Annotated in this window: 17 protein-coding genes; 13 read left to right on the forward strand and 4 right to left on the reverse strand. The window is 64.3% G+C overall.

All coding sequences use genetic code 11. The features are described 5' to 3' along the window. Positions 1-46: 46 nt before the first annotated feature. The 9 genes from SX1_RS10995 (at position 47) to SX1_RS11035 (ending at position 8030) form a co-directional block, all read left to right on the forward strand. Positions 47-790 carry a flagellar basal body rod protein FlgF gene (locus SX1_RS10995; protein ID WP_017182999.1) on the forward strand — a complete coding sequence of 248 codons (744 nt, stop codon included), beginning with the start codon at positions 47-49 and terminating at the stop codon, positions 788-790. A 71-nt stretch (positions 791-861) separates the two neighbouring features. Continuing rightward, the gene (gene flgG / locus SX1_RS11000; protein ID WP_017182998.1) at positions 862-1650 is read left to right on the forward strand and encodes a flagellar basal-body rod protein FlgG; all 789 of its coding nucleotides are present in this window, start codon (positions 862-864) and stop codon (positions 1648-1650) included. Positions 1651-1658: 8 nt separating this feature from the next. Next, entirely contained in the window at positions 1659-2336 is a 678-nt protein-coding gene (locus tag SX1_RS11005) for a flagellar basal body L-ring protein FlgH (protein WP_017182997.1), read from the forward strand. A gap of 71 nt (positions 2337-2407) precedes the next feature. Then, positions 2408-3472 carry a flagellar basal body P-ring protein FlgI gene (locus tag SX1_RS11010; RefSeq protein WP_255209741.1) on the forward strand — a complete coding sequence of 355 codons (1065 nt, stop codon included), beginning with the start codon at positions 2408-2410 and terminating at the stop codon, positions 3470-3472. Then, positions 3472-3783: a rod-binding protein gene (locus SX1_RS11015; protein WP_019053028.1), complete on the forward strand. Its 312-nt coding sequence runs from the start codon at positions 3472-3474 to the stop codon at positions 3781-3783. Before SX1_RS11010 ends, SX1_RS11015 begins: the two co-directional genes overlap by 1 nt. Further along, on the forward strand, positions 3780-5117 hold the full coding sequence (flgK, locus tag SX1_RS11020; protein WP_017181937.1) for a flagellar hook-associated protein FlgK: 1338 nt from the start codon (positions 3780-3782) through the stop codon (positions 5115-5117). The genes SX1_RS11015 and flgK overlap by 4 nt, the downstream gene beginning before the upstream one ends. 19 nt (positions 5118-5136) lie before the next feature. Next, positions 5137-5982 (forward strand): flagellin, encoded by an 846-nt coding sequence (locus tag SX1_RS11025; protein ID WP_017181938.1) that lies wholly within the window; start codon positions 5137-5139, stop codon positions 5980-5982. A gap of 128 nt (positions 5983-6110) precedes the next feature. Next, positions 6111-6974, forward strand: a complete 864-nt coding sequence (gene motA / locus SX1_RS11030) for a flagellar motor stator protein MotA (protein ID WP_017181939.1) — start codon at positions 6111-6113, stop codon at positions 6972-6974. Between the two features lie 3 nt (positions 6975-6977). Beyond that, entirely contained in the window at positions 6978-8030 is a 1053-nt protein-coding gene (locus SX1_RS11035) for a flagellar motor protein MotB (protein ID WP_019053029.1), read from the forward strand. Between the two features lie 361 nt (positions 8031-8391). Here the strand turns inward: SX1_RS11035 and SX1_RS11045 are convergent, their stop codons facing one another. Continuing rightward, on the reverse strand, positions 8392-8955 hold the full coding sequence (locus tag SX1_RS11045) for an FKBP-type peptidyl-prolyl cis-trans isomerase (RefSeq protein ID WP_026149675.1): 564 nt from the start codon (positions 8953-8955) through the stop codon (positions 8392-8394). 73 nt (positions 8956-9028) lie between these two features. Next, complete coding sequence (rpsU, locus tag SX1_RS11050; protein ID WP_006957190.1) at positions 9029-9235, reverse strand: 30S ribosomal protein S21; 207 nt, start codon at positions 9233-9235, stop codon at positions 9029-9031. A 226-nt stretch (positions 9236-9461) separates the two neighbouring features. Here rpsU and SX1_RS11055 point away from each other — a divergent pair, with 226 nt between their 5' ends. Next, positions 9462-10220 (forward strand): class II aldolase/adducin family protein, encoded by a 759-nt coding sequence (locus SX1_RS11055; protein ID WP_019053031.1) that lies wholly within the window; start codon positions 9462-9464, stop codon positions 10218-10220. Positions 10221-10256: 36 nt separating this feature from the next. Here the strand turns inward: SX1_RS11055 and SX1_RS11060 are convergent, their stop codons facing one another. Continuing rightward, the gene (locus tag SX1_RS11060) at positions 10257-11177 is read right to left on the reverse strand and encodes a toll/interleukin-1 receptor domain-containing protein (RefSeq protein ID WP_026149676.1); all 921 of its coding nucleotides are present in this window, start codon (positions 11175-11177) and stop codon (positions 10257-10259) included. On the opposite strand from SX1_RS11060, the gene SX1_RS11070 reads away from it, so the two are divergent. After that, on the forward strand, positions 11176-11835 hold the full coding sequence (locus tag SX1_RS11070; protein WP_255209739.1) for a hypothetical protein: 660 nt from the start codon (positions 11176-11178) through the stop codon (positions 11833-11835). The two genes, SX1_RS11060 and SX1_RS11070, sit on opposite strands and share 2 nt — an antisense overlap. A 25-nt stretch (positions 11836-11860) precedes the next feature. On the opposite strand, the gene SX1_RS11075 is transcribed toward SX1_RS11070, so the two are convergent. Continuing rightward, positions 11861-13471 carry a caspase family protein gene (locus tag SX1_RS11075; RefSeq protein ID WP_255209740.1) on the reverse strand — a complete coding sequence of 537 codons (1611 nt, stop codon included), beginning with the start codon at positions 13469-13471 and terminating at the stop codon, positions 11861-11863. Positions 13472-13673: 202 nt separating this feature from the next. Here SX1_RS11075 and SX1_RS11080 point away from each other — a divergent pair, with 202 nt between their 5' ends. Next, the gene (locus SX1_RS11080) at positions 13674-14348 is read left to right on the forward strand and encodes a hypothetical protein (RefSeq protein ID WP_157410184.1); all 675 of its coding nucleotides are present in this window, start codon (positions 13674-13676) and stop codon (positions 14346-14348) included. After that, a partial coding sequence (locus SX1_RS11085) for a caspase family protein (protein ID WP_167539641.1) occupies positions 14345-14704 on the forward strand: 360 nt, incomplete at its 3' end. The genes SX1_RS11080 and SX1_RS11085, both read left to right, overlap by 4 nt.

Consider the following 14704-nt stretch of genomic DNA (forward strand, 5'->3'; position numbering starts at 1 on the left):
CGGGGTGGGGACCGGCGCGACTTTCCAGCGAACGTAGGAATTTTCCATGGACCGGCTCGTCAATACGGCACTTACCGCGATGCGCGGCGCAATGGCCCGGCAGGCGTCGATCGCGAACAATCTCGCGAACGCCAATACGGTGGGCTTTCGCGCCGAAATCGCCAATGCCGAGACGCGCTGGATCAAGGGCGATACGTTCGACACGCGCGCACAGGCATCCGAACAGGTGATCGCCGCCGACATGGCGCAAGGCGCGGTCACCCAGACGGGCAATGCGCTCGACGTGGCCCTGAACGGTGATGCATTGCTCGCCGTTCAGGGCGCCGACGGCAGCGAAGCCTATACGCGGCGCGGCGACCTGAAGATCAGTGACAGCGGCCTGCTGACCACCGGCGACGGCATGCCCGTACTGGGTGAAGGCGGCCCCATCACCTTGCCCCAGCTCGACAGCGTGTCGATCGCGCAGGATGGCAGTATCTGGGGCGTGCCGCAGGGTGGCGACGCGGCCAATCCGCAGCGGATCGATGCGCTCAAGCTCGTCAATGCGACGGGTTCCGGCATCGCCAAGGGTACGGATGGCCTGTTCCGCGAAGTCAATGGCGGCGCATTGCCGCAAGACCCGCTGGCCACCGTCACCAGCGGATCGATCGAAGGATCGAACGTCAATCCAACCAGCGCGCTTGTCCAGATGATCGAGGCGAGCCGCGCCTTTGAAACGCAGGTCAAGCTGATCGACACCGCCAAGCAGCTGGACGATGGCGGCGCATCGCTGATGCGGCTTGATAGTTAATCTGGCACGAACCTTGCTTTTATTGAGGCATCAGGCGTCCCTTCACTGCGACGCTTTACGGAGATGAGACGATGAGCAACGCCGCCCTTCATGTCGCCCGCACCGGCCTCGATGCGCAAAACACCAAGATGCGCGTGATCGCCAACAACCTGGCGAACGTCAACACCACCGGATTCAAGCGCGATCGCGCCGATTTCGAAACGCTCGCCTATCAGCAGATGATTGCGGCGGGCGCCAATTCGGACAGCGAAAACAAGTTCGCGACCGGCCTCAACCTTGGCTCCGGCGTGTCGTTGCAGGGGACGAGCAAGATCAACACGCAGGGCACGCTGACCGAAACGGGCAATGCGCTCGACATGGCGATCGAAGGGTCCGGCTTCTTTCAGGTCCAGCGCCCGGATGGCTCCATCGCCTATACCCGCGCAGGCAATTTCAGCGTCACCGCCGAAGGCACCGTCGTCACCAGCGACGGCCTGCCGCTGATCCCGCAAATCACCGTGCCGGAAGGCGCGACGTCAGTGACGGTCGGCAATGACGGCACCGTGTCCGCGACGCTCCAGGGTGAAGCGACGCCGACCCAGCTTGGCCAGATCGAACTGGCGACCTTCATGAACGCAGCGGGGCTTTCCGCGATCGGCGGCAACCTGCTGGTCGAAAGCGCCGCCAGCGGTACGCCGCAGGTCGGCGTCGCGGGCCTCGAAGGACGCGGATCGATCCGGTCGGGCAGTCTGGAAACGTCGAACGTCAATGTCGTCGAGGAACTGGTCGACATGATCGAGACCCAGCGCGCCTATGAGGTCAACAGCAAGATGATCAAGGCGACGGACGAGATGCTCCAGTACGTCAACCAGAATATGTGATCGGACTGATGCGCACCCTCCTCATCGCCTTCACCGCCACATCACTGGTCGCTCTCGCCGCCGCCCCCGCTTATGCGGGCAAGAAGCGCGATACCGAGCGCGCGCTCTATGCGCCGACCGTGGTGGCGCAGCCGGTCGCGCCGCCATCCAATGGTTCGATCTTTCAGGCATCCATGGGCTATACCCCCCTGACCAGCGGCGCGCGGGCGACGGCGGTGGGCGACATCATCACCATCGTGCTGGTCGAGCGGACGCAGGCGACCAAGAGCAACAGCGCCGACACCAGCCGCGACGGCAATCTGGGCCTAACCCCGCCATCGACCGGCCTGCTGTCCAAGCTGTTTTCCGCCAGCGACGTCGCCATGGGCGGCCAGAACGGCTTTAACGGCAAGGGCGGGGCGACCCAGTCCAACGCGCTGTCGGGCGAGATTACCGTGACGATCGCGGCGACATATCCCAATGGCACCATGCTGGTGCGGGGTGAAAAGGCGCTGACGCTCAATCGCGGCGACGAATTCATCCAGATCAGCGGTCTCGTCCGCCAGGCCGATATTGGCCCGGACAACCGCATCGCATCGACCCGCGTGGCCGACGCCAAGATCATCTACACCGGCAAGGGCGAGATCGCCCGTGCCAGCAAGCAAGGCTGGCTGCAGAGTTTCTTTTCAAAGATCAGCCCGTTTTGATGGAGCGTTTTCCAGCCATGATCCTTGCCCTGCATCCGATCCGCTTCCTGGCGCTCCTGACACTGGCCGTGATGGCCTCCTTCGCCGTGCCCGCGCAGGCGGAACGGGTGAAGGATCTGGGCACGTTCCAGGGCGTTCGCCCCAACCAGCTGACCGGCTATGGCATCGTCGTCGGTCTGGCAGGCACAGGCGACGACAGCCTGCAATATGCGACCGAGGGCATGAAGGGCGTGGTTTCGCGCTTTGGCCTGACGCTGCCGCAGGGGATCAATCCCGCGCTCAAAAATGCGGCGGCCGTGCTGGTCACCGCCGATCTGCCCGCTTTTTCCAAGCCCGGCCAGCGGCTGGACATTACCGTGTCGGCGCTGGGCAAGGCCAAGTCGCTGCGCGGCGGCACGCTGATCCTGACGCCGCTTCGCGGTGCGGACAATGAAATCTATGCCATGGCGCAGGGCAATCTGGCCGTGGGCGGTCTGGGCGTGTCCGGCGCCGATGGCAGCCAGGTGTCGGTCAATATCCCCTCGGCCGGGCGCATCCCCGGCGGCGCGACGGTAGAGCGCGCGGTGGCGACCGGGTTCGATACCGCGCCCACGCTGACCTTCAACCTTGCCGAAGCGGACCTGACCACGGCTCTGCGCGTAGCCGACGGCATCAACCGCGCCTTTGGCGATCGCCGCGCCCGCGCCATGGACGCTGTATCCGTGACGATCGACGCCATTCCGGGGGCGGAGGACCGCATCCTGATGATGGGCATGATCGAAAATATCGAGATTGCGCCCGCCGATGCACCAGCCAAGGTCATCGTCAACGCGCGTACCGGCACGGTCGTCATCAATGGCGCGGTGCGTATTCATCCCGCCGCCGTCGCGCACGGCAAATTGACCGTCAGCGTCAATGAAAGCCCGCGCATCGTCCAGCCCGCGCCGTTCAGCCGGGGCCAGACAGCGCAGGAAGAGTCGAGCAACATCAGCATCGACGAACAGAAAAAACCTATGGTTAATTTTAAAGGCGGGGCGTCGCTGGCCGATATAGTCAAGGCGGTCAACGCCATCGGGGCATCTCCTGCCGACATGGTCGCGATCCTGGAAGCGCTCAAGCAGGCGGGCGCAATGAAAGCGGAACTGGTGGTATTGTGATGCAGATCAGCGCGACATCCTCCGCGACCGCCCCGTCGGGCGCAACGCCCGCGAACAAGGCCAGTCTGGAAAAGACCGCGCAGCAGTTCGAGGCGATTTTCCTGCGCCAGATGATCGGCGCGATGCGATCCGCCAGCCTGGCCGAGGGCATTTCCGATTCCAGCGCGACCGAGCAGTTTCAGTCGATGGCCGATTCGCGCACCGCCGACGCCATGGCGAGCGGCAACAGCCTGGGCATCGCGCAATTGCTGATCAAGCAGTTCGGCGCCAAGCCTGCGCCTGACGCACCCGCCGGGACGACCGCGCCATGAGCGACCTGTTCATCATCGGCGCTTCGGGCACCCGCGCCTATCGCACCGCGATGGCGGCGATTGGCGAGAATATCGCCAATGCCAGCACCGATGGCTATGCCCGCCGGTCCGTGACGACGGCCGAATCCGGCGCGTCCACATCCACCATGGCCATGTATGTGTCCAAGGCGAATTTTGGCGGCACGCAGGTGACGAGCATCAATCGCGGCACCGACCCCTATCTGGACGCCACGGTGCGGCTGACCGGCATGGGGCTGGGCAGTTCGACCGCGCGGCTGCGCTGGCTGAGCGACGCTGAAAATGCGCTCAACGACACGGGCACCGGCATCGGCGCGCTGATGACCGGCATGTTCCAGAATATGGAAAAGCTGGCCGCCAGCCCGTCCGACACATCGCTGCGCGTCACCACATTGGACAGCATTTCCCGCGTCGCGCAGGCCTTCAACCAGACCGCCGCGGACCTGGAAGCGGTGTCGGAGGGCATTGCGACCGAAGCGCAGGCGTCGGTCAGCACGGTCAACCGTTCGCTCGAAGCGCTGGCCGACATCAACAACAGCCTGTTGCGCGCGCAGCCGGGCACCTCTGCCTATTCGCAGTTGCTCGACAGCCGTGACGCCGCGTTGCAGGACCTGACCGAAAATCTGAACGTCACGATCAGCTTTGGCGCACATGACAGCGCGCAGATCAGCTATGGCGGGCAAACGCTGGTACAGGGCAATGTCGCCGCCAGCCTGGTGGCGAACAGCAATGCCGACGGCACGCTGGCCCTGACGCTGGCCGATGGCACGGCGCTCGCCACGCCAGCCAATGGCGCGCTGGGCGGCCTGTTTTCTGCGGCCAGTACCGTCACCGACCGCCGCGCAAGCCTCGACACGATTGCCGGGCAATTCGTCACCGACATGAACGCCTGGCACGCGCAGGGCGTCACCGATGCTGGCAATGCCGGCGCGGCGCTATTATCCTATGGCGGCAGCGCGGCCAGCGTCGCGGCGTTGATCACCGATCCGGCGGAACTGGCCACCCGATCATCGAACGGCACGCTGAACGGCAACCTGCTGACCGTCACGTCCACCCTGCGTGGCAATGGCAGCGTCGAACAGGCCTGGACCGCGCTGATCGCCACCCATGGCAATCTGCTGGCGGCGACAAAGTCGGAAAACACCACTGCGCAAAGCCGCAGCGACCAGGCGGTCGCGGCGCGCGAAGCGGTGAGCGGCGTCGATCTGGACATGGAAGCGGCCGATCTTCTGCGCATCCAGCAGGCCTATTCGGCCAGCGCCAAGATCTTGCAGGTCGCCAAGGAAACCATCGATTCCATTCTTCAGATCCTCTGAGCTGCGAAAGGGCTGAGCCATGGTAGGTATCACCAACAAGATCATGCTCGCCGAAATCCGCCGGCAGCAGCAATTGTCGCAGAATATCGTCGACGGACAGACCGCCATTTCCACCGGCGTCACGCTGAACAAGCCGTCGGACGACGCGCTCGCCTGGGTGCAACTGTCCGACGTGGGCCGGGCGCAGGCGCAGCAGTCCGCGTGGCAGACCAATATCAGCTATGGCAAGACCCGCGCCGCCAATGCCGAAGCCAATCTGGACGAGGTCAACAATCTGTTGACCCGCGCGCAGGAACTGGTGTCGTCATCCCGCAACGGATCGGTCAACGATACCAGCCGCGTCGCGATCTACGAGGAAATGTCGACCATCCGCGCGACCATCAGCGAACTGCTGAACCAGACGGACTATCAGGGCGTATCGGTTTTCGACGATCAGCAGAGCGTGCTGGTGCCGGTCAGCCGCGGCCTCAACCTGGCCGTGGTTGCGACGAGACAGGAAGTTTCCGAAGGGATCGACGTCAACGGCACGCCGATGTCGATCGACGACATGCTGGGCCAGAGCATCGCCGCCCTGCAAAGCGGGGACGACGATGCGGTTGCGGCGAGTCTGGACGCGATGAAGATCGGGCAAAACCATATCACGGTGGAACTGGCCCGGCAGGGCGTGCGCAGCAACCGGCTGGATGTGGTCGGCGACCGGCTGACCGACATCGACCTTGATCTGACCGAACGGCGCTCCGCGCTGGAATCGACGGACCTGACCGAAGTCATTTCCAATGTGAAGGCGCAACTGATGCAGCTGGAAGCCGCGCAATCGGCCTTCGCCCGGATCAACCAGCGGACATTGTTCGACCTGATCAGCTGATCCGACGAAATTAAGTCGTCGTCCTAAACCGGACGCTAACCAGTCCGTATTAACCAGATGACAGAGCGTCGCATGGGACGCCGCCGGGGGCGAAACGCCGCCGGATCGTTTATATCGGGGAATTTCGCATGTTCGCAGCCATCGGACTGGTCGTCCTGCTTGTCATGGTGTTTGGCGGCTTCGCCTTCACCGGCGGCGATCTTGGCCCGGTGCTTCACGCGCTGCCGCACGAAATGCTGATCATCGGCGGCGCGGCAGTCGGCGCGCTCATCATCGGCAACAGCGGATCGGACCTCAAGGCGCTGGGCGGTGGCCTGGGCAAGGTGTTCAAGGGCGCCAAGTACAAGAAGCAGGATTTTCTGGACTGCATCTTTCTGGTGAGCAAGCTCATGAAAACGCTGCGGGTCGAAGGACCGGTGGCGCTGGAGCCGCATATCGAGGACCCATCGACCTCCACCATCTTTACCGAATATCCCAAGCTGATGAAGGACAAGGCGCTGATCCACCTGATCAGCGATACGCTGCGTCTGGTCGTCATCTCGTCCGGCACGCTCGATCCGCATGCGGTGGAAGAGGTGATGGATAACAGCCTCAAGACCCATCATCATGAAGCGATCAAACCCGCCGACAATCTTCAGGGGCTGGCCGACGCGCTGCCCGCACTCGGCATCGTCGCGGCGGTGCTGGGCGTGGTCAAGACCATGGGGTCGATCGACCAGCCGCCCGCCATTCTGGGCGCGATGATCGGATCGGCGCTGGTCGGCACCTTCCTTGGCATTCTGCTCGCCTATGGCATGGTCAATCCCTTCGCCAACCGGTGCCGCTCGGTTATCGAGGCGGACGGGGCGATCTACCATGTCGTCAAGCAGATCATCATCGCATCGCTGCACGGCCATCCGCAGCCGCTGGTGATCGAGGCGGCCCGGTCCGGCCTGACCCATGCCAATCAGCCCGGCTTTGCCGAAGTGTTCGACGGCATGCGGGGCAAATAAGCCATGGCAGAAAAAAAGCGCGGCGCGAACGAGCCGGAACCCCGGCCAATCATCGTCAAGAAGATCATCGTCGATGGCCATGGCGGCCATCATGGCGGCGCGTGGAAAGTCGCCTATGCCGATTTCGTGACCGCGATGATGGCGTTCTTCCTGCTGATGTGGCTGCTGGGCGCGACCACCGAAAAGCAGCGCAAGGCGCTGGCCGACTATTTCACCCCGACGCTGGTCGAGCTGAAAATGGCGTCGGCGGGCTCCACCGGGCTGATGGGGGGCGACAGCATCACGGGCAAGGAAAACTACCCGACCACTGGCGGCCAGGGCAACCTGTCCATCACCATCCCGCGTGACGCGACCGGCACCAAGGATCAGGGCGGCAAGGCGATGCGCGCCGCCGACCGGCAGAAGTTCGAATCGATCAAGAAGGATCTGGAAGCGCGCATAGCGCGGCAGAAGGGCATGGCGAAGCTGCGCAAGAATGTGCGCTTCACCGAAACCCGCGAAGGGTTGCGCATCGACCTGATCGACGAAGCGGATTTCGCGATGTTCGCGATGGGCACCGACCGGCTTGTGCCGCAGGCCCGCGCGCTGATCAGCGAAGTCGCGACCGTGCTGCAAACCATGCCCAACCCGCTGATCGTGCGCGGCCATACCGACGGCCTGCCCTATGCGTCGGGCCGGACCATGAACAACTGGCTGCTGTCATCGACCCGCGCTGAATCGACGCGCAAGGCGCTGGCCGACAGCGGCATCCCCAACAATCGCTTCGCCCGGATCGAAGGCGTCGCCGACCGCGAACCCTTTATCAAGAACGACGCCTATGACCCGCGCAACCGGCGCATGTCGATCATCCTGGGCTGGACCCGTGGCGGCAACAATGCGGACGATGCGGATATGGACGCGGAAACCAGGGCGGCGATCAAGGAACGCGACGACCCGACCCGCGTGGCGAAAAAGGCGGCGCAGAGCCTGGACATGGGCGGCACCGGCCTGCCCGGCGGCGCGACGCTGCTAAACCCGACCGCGCCTGGGACTTCGGGGAAGCCGGGGAAGCATTGAGGATGGTTGGGTAGCGAGAGCGAGCGGGGAGCAGATTGTCTGGTTTACAGGTGCAAGCACCGTAAAGGAGACATGCCTTTCACCGTCACCCCAGCGAAGGCTGGGGTGACGATCAAGGAAATGGCCGATTCCAAGTCGCGGCACAGCATATTCCAGAGGCAACTTTTGATCGCTTTTGGACCCTCCGTCTAACCCCTCTTCCTTTAAGGACGAGGGCGTGACACCCTCACGGCGCCGCGCGCCACCAGCGTCGATCCCCAAGGGGGAAGGGAGCCTTGCTTCGCGCTGGCGTCATCTACCCGGCGCACAAAAAAGGGGCCGTTTTGGCGGCCCCTTTTGTCTCATTCGGCTTTGCGTGTGATCAGCGTGGCGGCTGGGCGCCTGCTGCGCCTTGCTGTTGCTGCATCATCTGCTGCATCTGCATGATTTCGGCGCGCGACTTGAAGTCGTGCAGTTCGACGTCGAAGACCAGGATCGAACCGGCGGGAATCGGACCTGCGGCCTGATCGCCATAGCCAAGCTGCGGCGGGATCCAGAGGCGGTATTTGCCGCCCTTCTTCATCTTTTGCAGGCCTTCGGAGAAGCCGGGGACGACGCCGTCGATCGGCATCGGCGCCTGCGGATTTTCGTCGAACACGGTGCCGTCGAGCAGCGTGCCCTTATAGCCCACCAGCGCCACGTCGGCGGTGGTCGGGCTGGGACCAGTGCCTTCGGCCAGCACCTTATATTGCAGACTCGACGGAGTGGTGATCACGCCTTCAGCATCGGCATTCTGCGCCATGAAGGTAGCGGGCGAGGCTTTGACGCCCTGCTGCCCGGCCCAGGCCAGACCGCCAGCCGCCAGCGCAAGCGCGGCGACACCAATCCAGAGGCGCGTCAAAGACCCCCTGGCGATAGGACGAAGGGGAACGGCCGTTGTGGACATGGCGACGCTTCTCGCAATTCAAGGGCAGGCAGGCAGCAGGAAAGCGGGACGGCACGGGCCGCCCCGGCGGCGCTTACTTCGCGCCGTCGCGCTCGGCGCGCTTGCGATCCATCTTGCGGGCGCGGCGGACGGCGGCGGCCTTTTCACGGGCGCGCTTTTCCGACGGCTTTTCGTAGTGACGACGCAGCTTCATTTCGCGATACACGCCTTCACGCTGCAGCTTCTTCTTGAGCGCGCGGAGGGCCTGGTCGACATTATTGTCGCGAACGATGATCTGCATAAGTCCGTCAATCTCCAATCGAAAACGAGCCTTTTGCCGGGATTTTTCAATCCGTCCCGACAGCCCGTCGCAATAGCAAAGCCTGTGAGTCGTCGCAGGTCACCCTACGCCGTGTGGGGCGCGCCCTACCAGCAGAGTCGCAGCAATTCAACCCTAAAGCCCGCACTATGGACTAACGGGCGCGGAAAGCGGATAGTCCTGGCCATGATATAAGAGAGGATCGCCCATGGCCAGCGCCGCAAAACGCCCCGATATGTCCGCCGCCGAATGGGAGGCGCGCCAGCAGCTGGCCGCCTGCTACCGCATATTCGACCATATGGGCTGGTCCGAGCTCATCTATAACCACATCACCGTGCGGGTGCCCGGAGAGGAGAGCGCCTTCCTGATCAACCCGTTCGGCCTGGGCTATCAGGAAGTGACCGCGTCCAATCTGGTCAAGATCGACATTGACGGCGCGGTGCTGGATGGCAGCCCCTATCCGGTCAACCGCGCGGGATTTGTCCAGCATAGCGTGTTCCACCGCCATCTGCCCGACGCCCATTGCATCATCCACACCCACACGACGGCGGGCATGGCGGTGAGCGCCACCGCCGAAGGACTGCGCCCGATCAGCTTCTATGCCGCCGCCTTTGCCGGGCAAATCGCCTATCATGATTTTGAGGGCGTCACGATCCGCAGTGAGGAGGGCGAGCGGTTGATCGCCAATCTGGGCGACAAGCGGGTGATGATGCTGCGCAACCATGGCACGCTGGTGATGGCGCAGAGCCTGCCAGAGGCGTTCCTCAAACATTGGCTGCTCCAGCGCGCGTGCGAGATTCAGGTGGCGGCTGGCGCGGCGGGAACGCCGGTGGAACTGAGCGCCGAGGTGATCGCGGTGCATCAGCGCGATCTGGCCGGGGTGCAACTGCCGGTGGGGCCGGGCGTGCCGGATTTCCAGGCGATGGTGCGGCTGATCGACCGGGTGGACGGGAGCTGGCGGGATTAGGGAGACTTGTCATCCTCCCCCGGCGGGGGAAGATGCTCACGGCGGCGGGCAGTTGTTCCCCTCATCCGCCAGCCGTCGCACTTCCTGCGCGGCGACCTGGGCCAGCCAGGCGCGGCGTTCGGCCTTGTCGGCATTCTCCTCCGCAAGCTTGCGCGCGGCCTGCGCTTCGTTGCGCTGCTGCACGGCCATGCGGGCATAGGTGAAGGCGGCGATCGACAGGCCGCTCAGCAGCAGGATCAGCAGGAAGGCGAAGGTGCCAAGCGCCACGGCGATGCGGCGGCTGCGGCGCTGGTCGCGGCGGTAGAGGCTGGCATAGGGCGTACCAAGCAGCCCGGCGATCAGCTTGAGCTTGACGATATTGCGGTCGTTTTTCTGAAGGTCGGGCGCAAGCGGTTCGAGCGGTTGGGTGCGATCCAGTTCGCCCTTGGCATCCAGCGAGAACAGCAGGGGCGCGGGGAAACAGTCCGTGTCGGGATCGCCGGGCTTGCCCGCCGCAATCAGCGCGAACACCGGCGCGTCCGGATTGATCGTCTTGAAGCTGCGAATTTCCTTGTCGACCCAGACCGACCGGGCGGCGGTGGGCGAGCAGATGACGATCAGCGCGTCGGATCGGGCAAGCGCGCCCAGCAATTTGGGGCCGAGTTCGGCTGCGCCCGCCAGTTCATCCTCATCGCGGAAAATCGGTCGCAACCGGGCGGGGATAGGGCCACGATCGCCCGCCGACCCGACCAGCGCCTTTGGCACGCGATAATTTTCGATCGCGCGGTGGAGCCAGCGGGCAACCTTCATGTCGGCATGGCTGTAACTGATGAAGGCGGCATAGCGCCCCGCCCCCGCTCCGCCCACCAGCGCGGTCAATTGTTTGGCCAAGTCCGCGCCGCCGCTCAGCACTGGCTTTCCAACGGCCGTGGCAGTATCCACGGGAATGGAGATTATCTTGCTGAAAGGGTTGGACATGAAGCGTAAAATCCTAGTCGCAAGCGCAGCGATGATGCTGGCACAAAGTGGCGCGATGGCGCAGCAGGCCGCGCCCGCCGCCCAGCCCGCCGCAGTCAAGCCCGCCGATCCGTTCGTGCAGGCGATTGCCGCGCGGCAAGTGGCCGACTTCGCCCGGCGCGAGGGTGATCCCTATGCGATGCTGACAGCCGCACGGATGCTGAAGCAGGTGCCGATGAGCGAAGGCGAAGCAGCGACGGGGGACGACGCGGCCTTTTCCCCCGACGCGCTGTTTGCCGAGGCCAAGGCGCTGGCCCGTGACGATCAGGCCTTGCTGTTGCAGATTCGCCTGTCCCAGTCCGCGTCTGGGCGCGGGGTGATGGCGTCGGCGTTCGGCAAGGGGCTGGTGCGGCGGGTACAGGACGTCAATCCGCGCAACGCCTATCGCTTCACCGTGACCGCCAAGGGTGGCGAGCCGCTGCGCATCGGCGCAATCGGCGACATCGGCACCAGCATGTATATCCGCCTGCTCGATGCGTCGGGCAAGCAATTGTGCCTGGACGACAATGCCGATTATGCGCCGGTCTGCGCGGTGACGCCCCGCGCGTCGGGAGAATATCGCATCGACATCGGCAACAAGAGCGCGGCCAAGAGCCGGACGGTGATTTTGAGCAATTGATCGGACGGGCGCGACAGGCATCGCGTCAGTTGCCGGTATAAAGCTCGCCGATCGACAGGCTCGCCTGCCCCGGCGACTTGGCCAGCAATTCGCGGATCGGCGCGACCAGCCAGTTGGCGGCGCGCTGATTTTCGACCGTGCGCAGCAGGACGCGGAAGGCTTCCGGCGGCTGGGGCGTCACCAGGGCCACGACATGGTCCGCGCCATAGGGAGCGATGACCTGACTTTCGAGGACCGGCAGCGACTGGCCGGGGGCGAGGCGACCGTCGCCATCCGATGGCGCGACCGGGAAAAGGCGCTGGACCGTGCCGTCCGACGCTATGTTGAACACAGTAGCATATTGTGGCGCGGCGACACGCTGGCCGTCCGCCTGTAGCGCCAGCGTGACCGGCGCGCCGGACGGATAGCGCGCACCATTGTCGAGCGGGCCGACGACTAGTCGGGCGCGCTGTTCAGACAGGAGCGGTCGCATCGCTTCGATCGCGGCCCATTTGTCGATGACGCCGCGCAGCTGCGGCAGGGTTTTGACATTTTGCGCGACCATGTCGCCCGTGCGGCGGAGCATGACGTGGCGGACATTGTCCCAAACAAAATCCGCGCCTTTGCCATCGATCAGGACACGCCAGGGATGGTCAGCCCCGGCGACGCTGGCCCGCGCCTTCACATCAGCGACGTAGAGGCCGGGCAGCGGCGGCGCGACCGGGGGCGCGGGCGGCGGCGGCACGGTGGCGAACAGACCCTGCCCTTCGCGGCCCGGCGGGATGATGATGCTGCTTTCCTGCCGCTGGCCGCTCAACATGCGGACCTGGACATTGAGATAGGTGCCCAGTTCACCGATGGTCAGCTTGCCATCGCCATCCTGATCCGCCGCCATGCCCCTGCCATCGGCACCGGGCGTGGTCAGCCCCTGTTCGAAAGACCATGTGAGGAAACCGCGTGTCGGCGCGCCTTCGACCGGCAGGGCATTTTCCCATGCGATCTGATCGTCGCGGGCAGCGCCGATATAGAACAGGTTTGGCAGATCTTCCCGCGTGGCGGTGAGCGCCGCGCCCTCGACCGAAGCCAAGGTGCTGGCGAAACGCGGCGCGGGGCGAGAGCCCAGTTCGACATTGCGGCCACCCAGCGTCAGGCGTGGGGTCATGCCCATCGCGCGCGGATCGACCGATCGGTGCAGCGTGCCCGAATGGCAGGTGTCCGCCATCATCAGCACCTGCACACCGCGCGGCACGTAGAGGGCCAGCCAGGTGTAGAAATCCTTGTCGACGATGAAGCGTTCAGCGTCCTTGCTGTCAGGATCGAAACCGGGCAGCGGCAGGAACTGGTCGGTATCGCCGTCTCGCGTCCCCTTCACGCTGGCTTCGGCCAACGCGCCATGGCCGGTATAGTAAAGGAATATCCAGTCGCCCGGTTTGGAACGTAGCCCCAAAGCATGGAGCGCGGTTTCGACCGTGGTCCGACTGACACCTTCATTGCGCAATATTGTGACATCGCTGGCGCCCTGGCCGCGAATCACTGTTTCCATCGCTGCAAGATCATTTTCAGGACCAGCCAGATCCATGATCTGGGACGAGTGGAACTGCCATGCGCCCACCAATAGGGCGCGGGTTTCGGCTTTAGCGAGCGAAGGAGATGCCATTATTGTGACAAAAGCGGTTAATACTGTTGCCCAGAGTCCACGAAGCCCCTTCCCCACTTGGGATCTCCCGCGATTTTTTGTTGCCTGTTCAGTTATTACCCCATAATCTCATAATGGTTTGGGGAGCAATAACTATATCATGACGCGGGGTGGGACGATGATGATAGTCAAAAGCTTCTTAACCATTGCTGCGGCGGGGTTTTTGTTAGGATCTTCCTCCGCCGCACTGGCGCAGGCCAACCCGCCCGCGACACCGGCGCAAGGCGGGGCGGGCGACGCGACCGATGGCGCTGCCGGGCGCGGCGTGCGCATCCTGCAACCCGAAACGTCCCCCGCGAATATCGTTACGAATGGGCAACAGGCTGCGCCTGCCAATGCGTCGCAGCCGGTCGCCCCTCCCGCGGCCAATGCCATCGCGCCGGCAAAGCAGCGCCCGACCGCCCCGGTCGGCACGGGACCAGTCCCGGCGCGCGCGCCGGTTCCGGCTCCTGTCGTGCTGAAATCGTGCGACCGTCCCTTTGCCAAACCCACCCTCCGTTTTGCCAACCCGGCCCGGTTCGACCGCGCGCTCAAAGGCGCTCTGCGGCGGGGCAAGACGGTGGTGGTCGATATCGAATCGCCCTATCCGGTCGCCAATGAAGCGCCCGCGCCGCTGGGCGCCTGGCTGAACGAGGTCGAAAAGAGCGGTGGCATGGTCACCGTCAGCCCCTATTGCCAAAAGGGTCGAGGTTTGGGGGGCTTCCTTGCCAAGCTGTTCGGCGGCGGCCCGGCTGAACCCTATAAGGCCGCGCGCGCCTATGACGCGGTGCTGCATGTCGATTCGGTAGACCAGATCGTCACTCAAGTAGAATTCGCGCCGCGCAAGGCATCCAAATGACCCCACGCCCCGTTTTGTTTCCCGCGCTCCTGTTCCGCGCCATGGCAGCGCTGAGCCTGTTCGTCGCGTTGCTGACTGGCGGCGGCGCGGCGCAAGCGGCGGACGAACCCCGGCTGGCGCTCGTGATTGTCAATGGCGCGTATCAGTCCTTCGACAAGCTGGCGTCCACCTATGCCGATGGCGACAAGATCGCCACTGCGCTTAGCGCGACCGGCTTTGTCGATGCGAATGGCGAAGGGCCGGTGCAGGTGCGGCGTGACCTGTCGCGTGAAGCGATGCTGGCCGCGATTGCCGATTTCCGCGCGAAGCTGACCGCTGCCGGACCCAAGGCGTTCGGCATGCTCTATTTTTCCGGC

It is taken from the genome of Sphingobium xenophagum NBRC 107872, assembly GCF_000367345.1.
Taxonomy (GTDB): domain Bacteria; phylum Pseudomonadota; class Alphaproteobacteria; order Sphingomonadales; family Sphingomonadaceae; genus Sphingobium; species Sphingobium xenophagum.

Excerpts from the sequence above, each read along its gene's own strand:
- SX1_RS10995 (WP_017182999.1), top strand. The coding sequence starts at position 47 with ATGGACCGGCTCGTCAATACGGCACTTACCGCGATGCGCGGCGCAATG.
- flgG (WP_017182998.1), top strand. The coding sequence starts at position 862 with ATGAGCAACGCCGCCCTTCATGTCGCCCGCACCGGCCTCGATGCGCAA.
- SX1_RS11005 (WP_017182997.1), top strand. The coding sequence starts at position 1,659 with ATGCGCACCCTCCTCATCGCCTTCACCGCCACATCACTGGTCGCTCTC.
- SX1_RS11010 (WP_255209741.1), top strand. The coding sequence starts at position 2,408 with ATGGCCTCCTTCGCCGTGCCCGCGCAGGCGGAACGGGTGAAGGATCTG.
- SX1_RS11015 (WP_019053028.1), top strand. The coding sequence starts at position 3,472 with ATGCAGATCAGCGCGACATCCTCCGCGACCGCCCCGTCGGGCGCAACG.
- flgK (WP_017181937.1), top strand. The coding sequence starts at position 3,780 with ATGAGCGACCTGTTCATCATCGGCGCTTCGGGCACCCGCGCCTATCGC.
- SX1_RS11025 (WP_017181938.1), top strand. The coding sequence starts at position 5,137 with ATGGTAGGTATCACCAACAAGATCATGCTCGCCGAAATCCGCCGGCAG.
- motA (WP_017181939.1), top strand. The coding sequence starts at position 6,111 with ATGTTCGCAGCCATCGGACTGGTCGTCCTGCTTGTCATGGTGTTTGGC.
- SX1_RS11035 (WP_019053029.1), top strand. The coding sequence starts at position 6,978 with ATGGCAGAAAAAAAGCGCGGCGCGAACGAGCCGGAACCCCGGCCAATC.
- SX1_RS11045 (WP_026149675.1), bottom strand. The coding sequence starts at position 8,955 with ATGTCCACAACGGCCGTTCCCCTTCGTCCTATCGCCAGGGGGTCTTTG.
- rpsU (WP_006957190.1), bottom strand. The coding sequence starts at position 9,235 with ATGCAGATCATCGTTCGCGACAATAATGTCGACCAGGCCCTCCGCGCG.
- SX1_RS11055 (WP_019053031.1), top strand. The coding sequence starts at position 9,462 with ATGGCCAGCGCCGCAAAACGCCCCGATATGTCCGCCGCCGAATGGGAG.
- SX1_RS11070 (WP_255209739.1), top strand. The coding sequence starts at position 11,176 with ATGAAGCGTAAAATCCTAGTCGCAAGCGCAGCGATGATGCTGGCACAA.
- SX1_RS11060 (WP_026149676.1), bottom strand. The coding sequence starts at position 11,177 with ATGTCCAACCCTTTCAGCAAGATAATCTCCATTCCCGTGGATACTGCC.
- SX1_RS11075 (WP_255209740.1), bottom strand. The coding sequence starts at position 13,471 with ATGGCATCTCCTTCGCTCGCTAAAGCCGAAACCCGCGCCCTATTGGTG.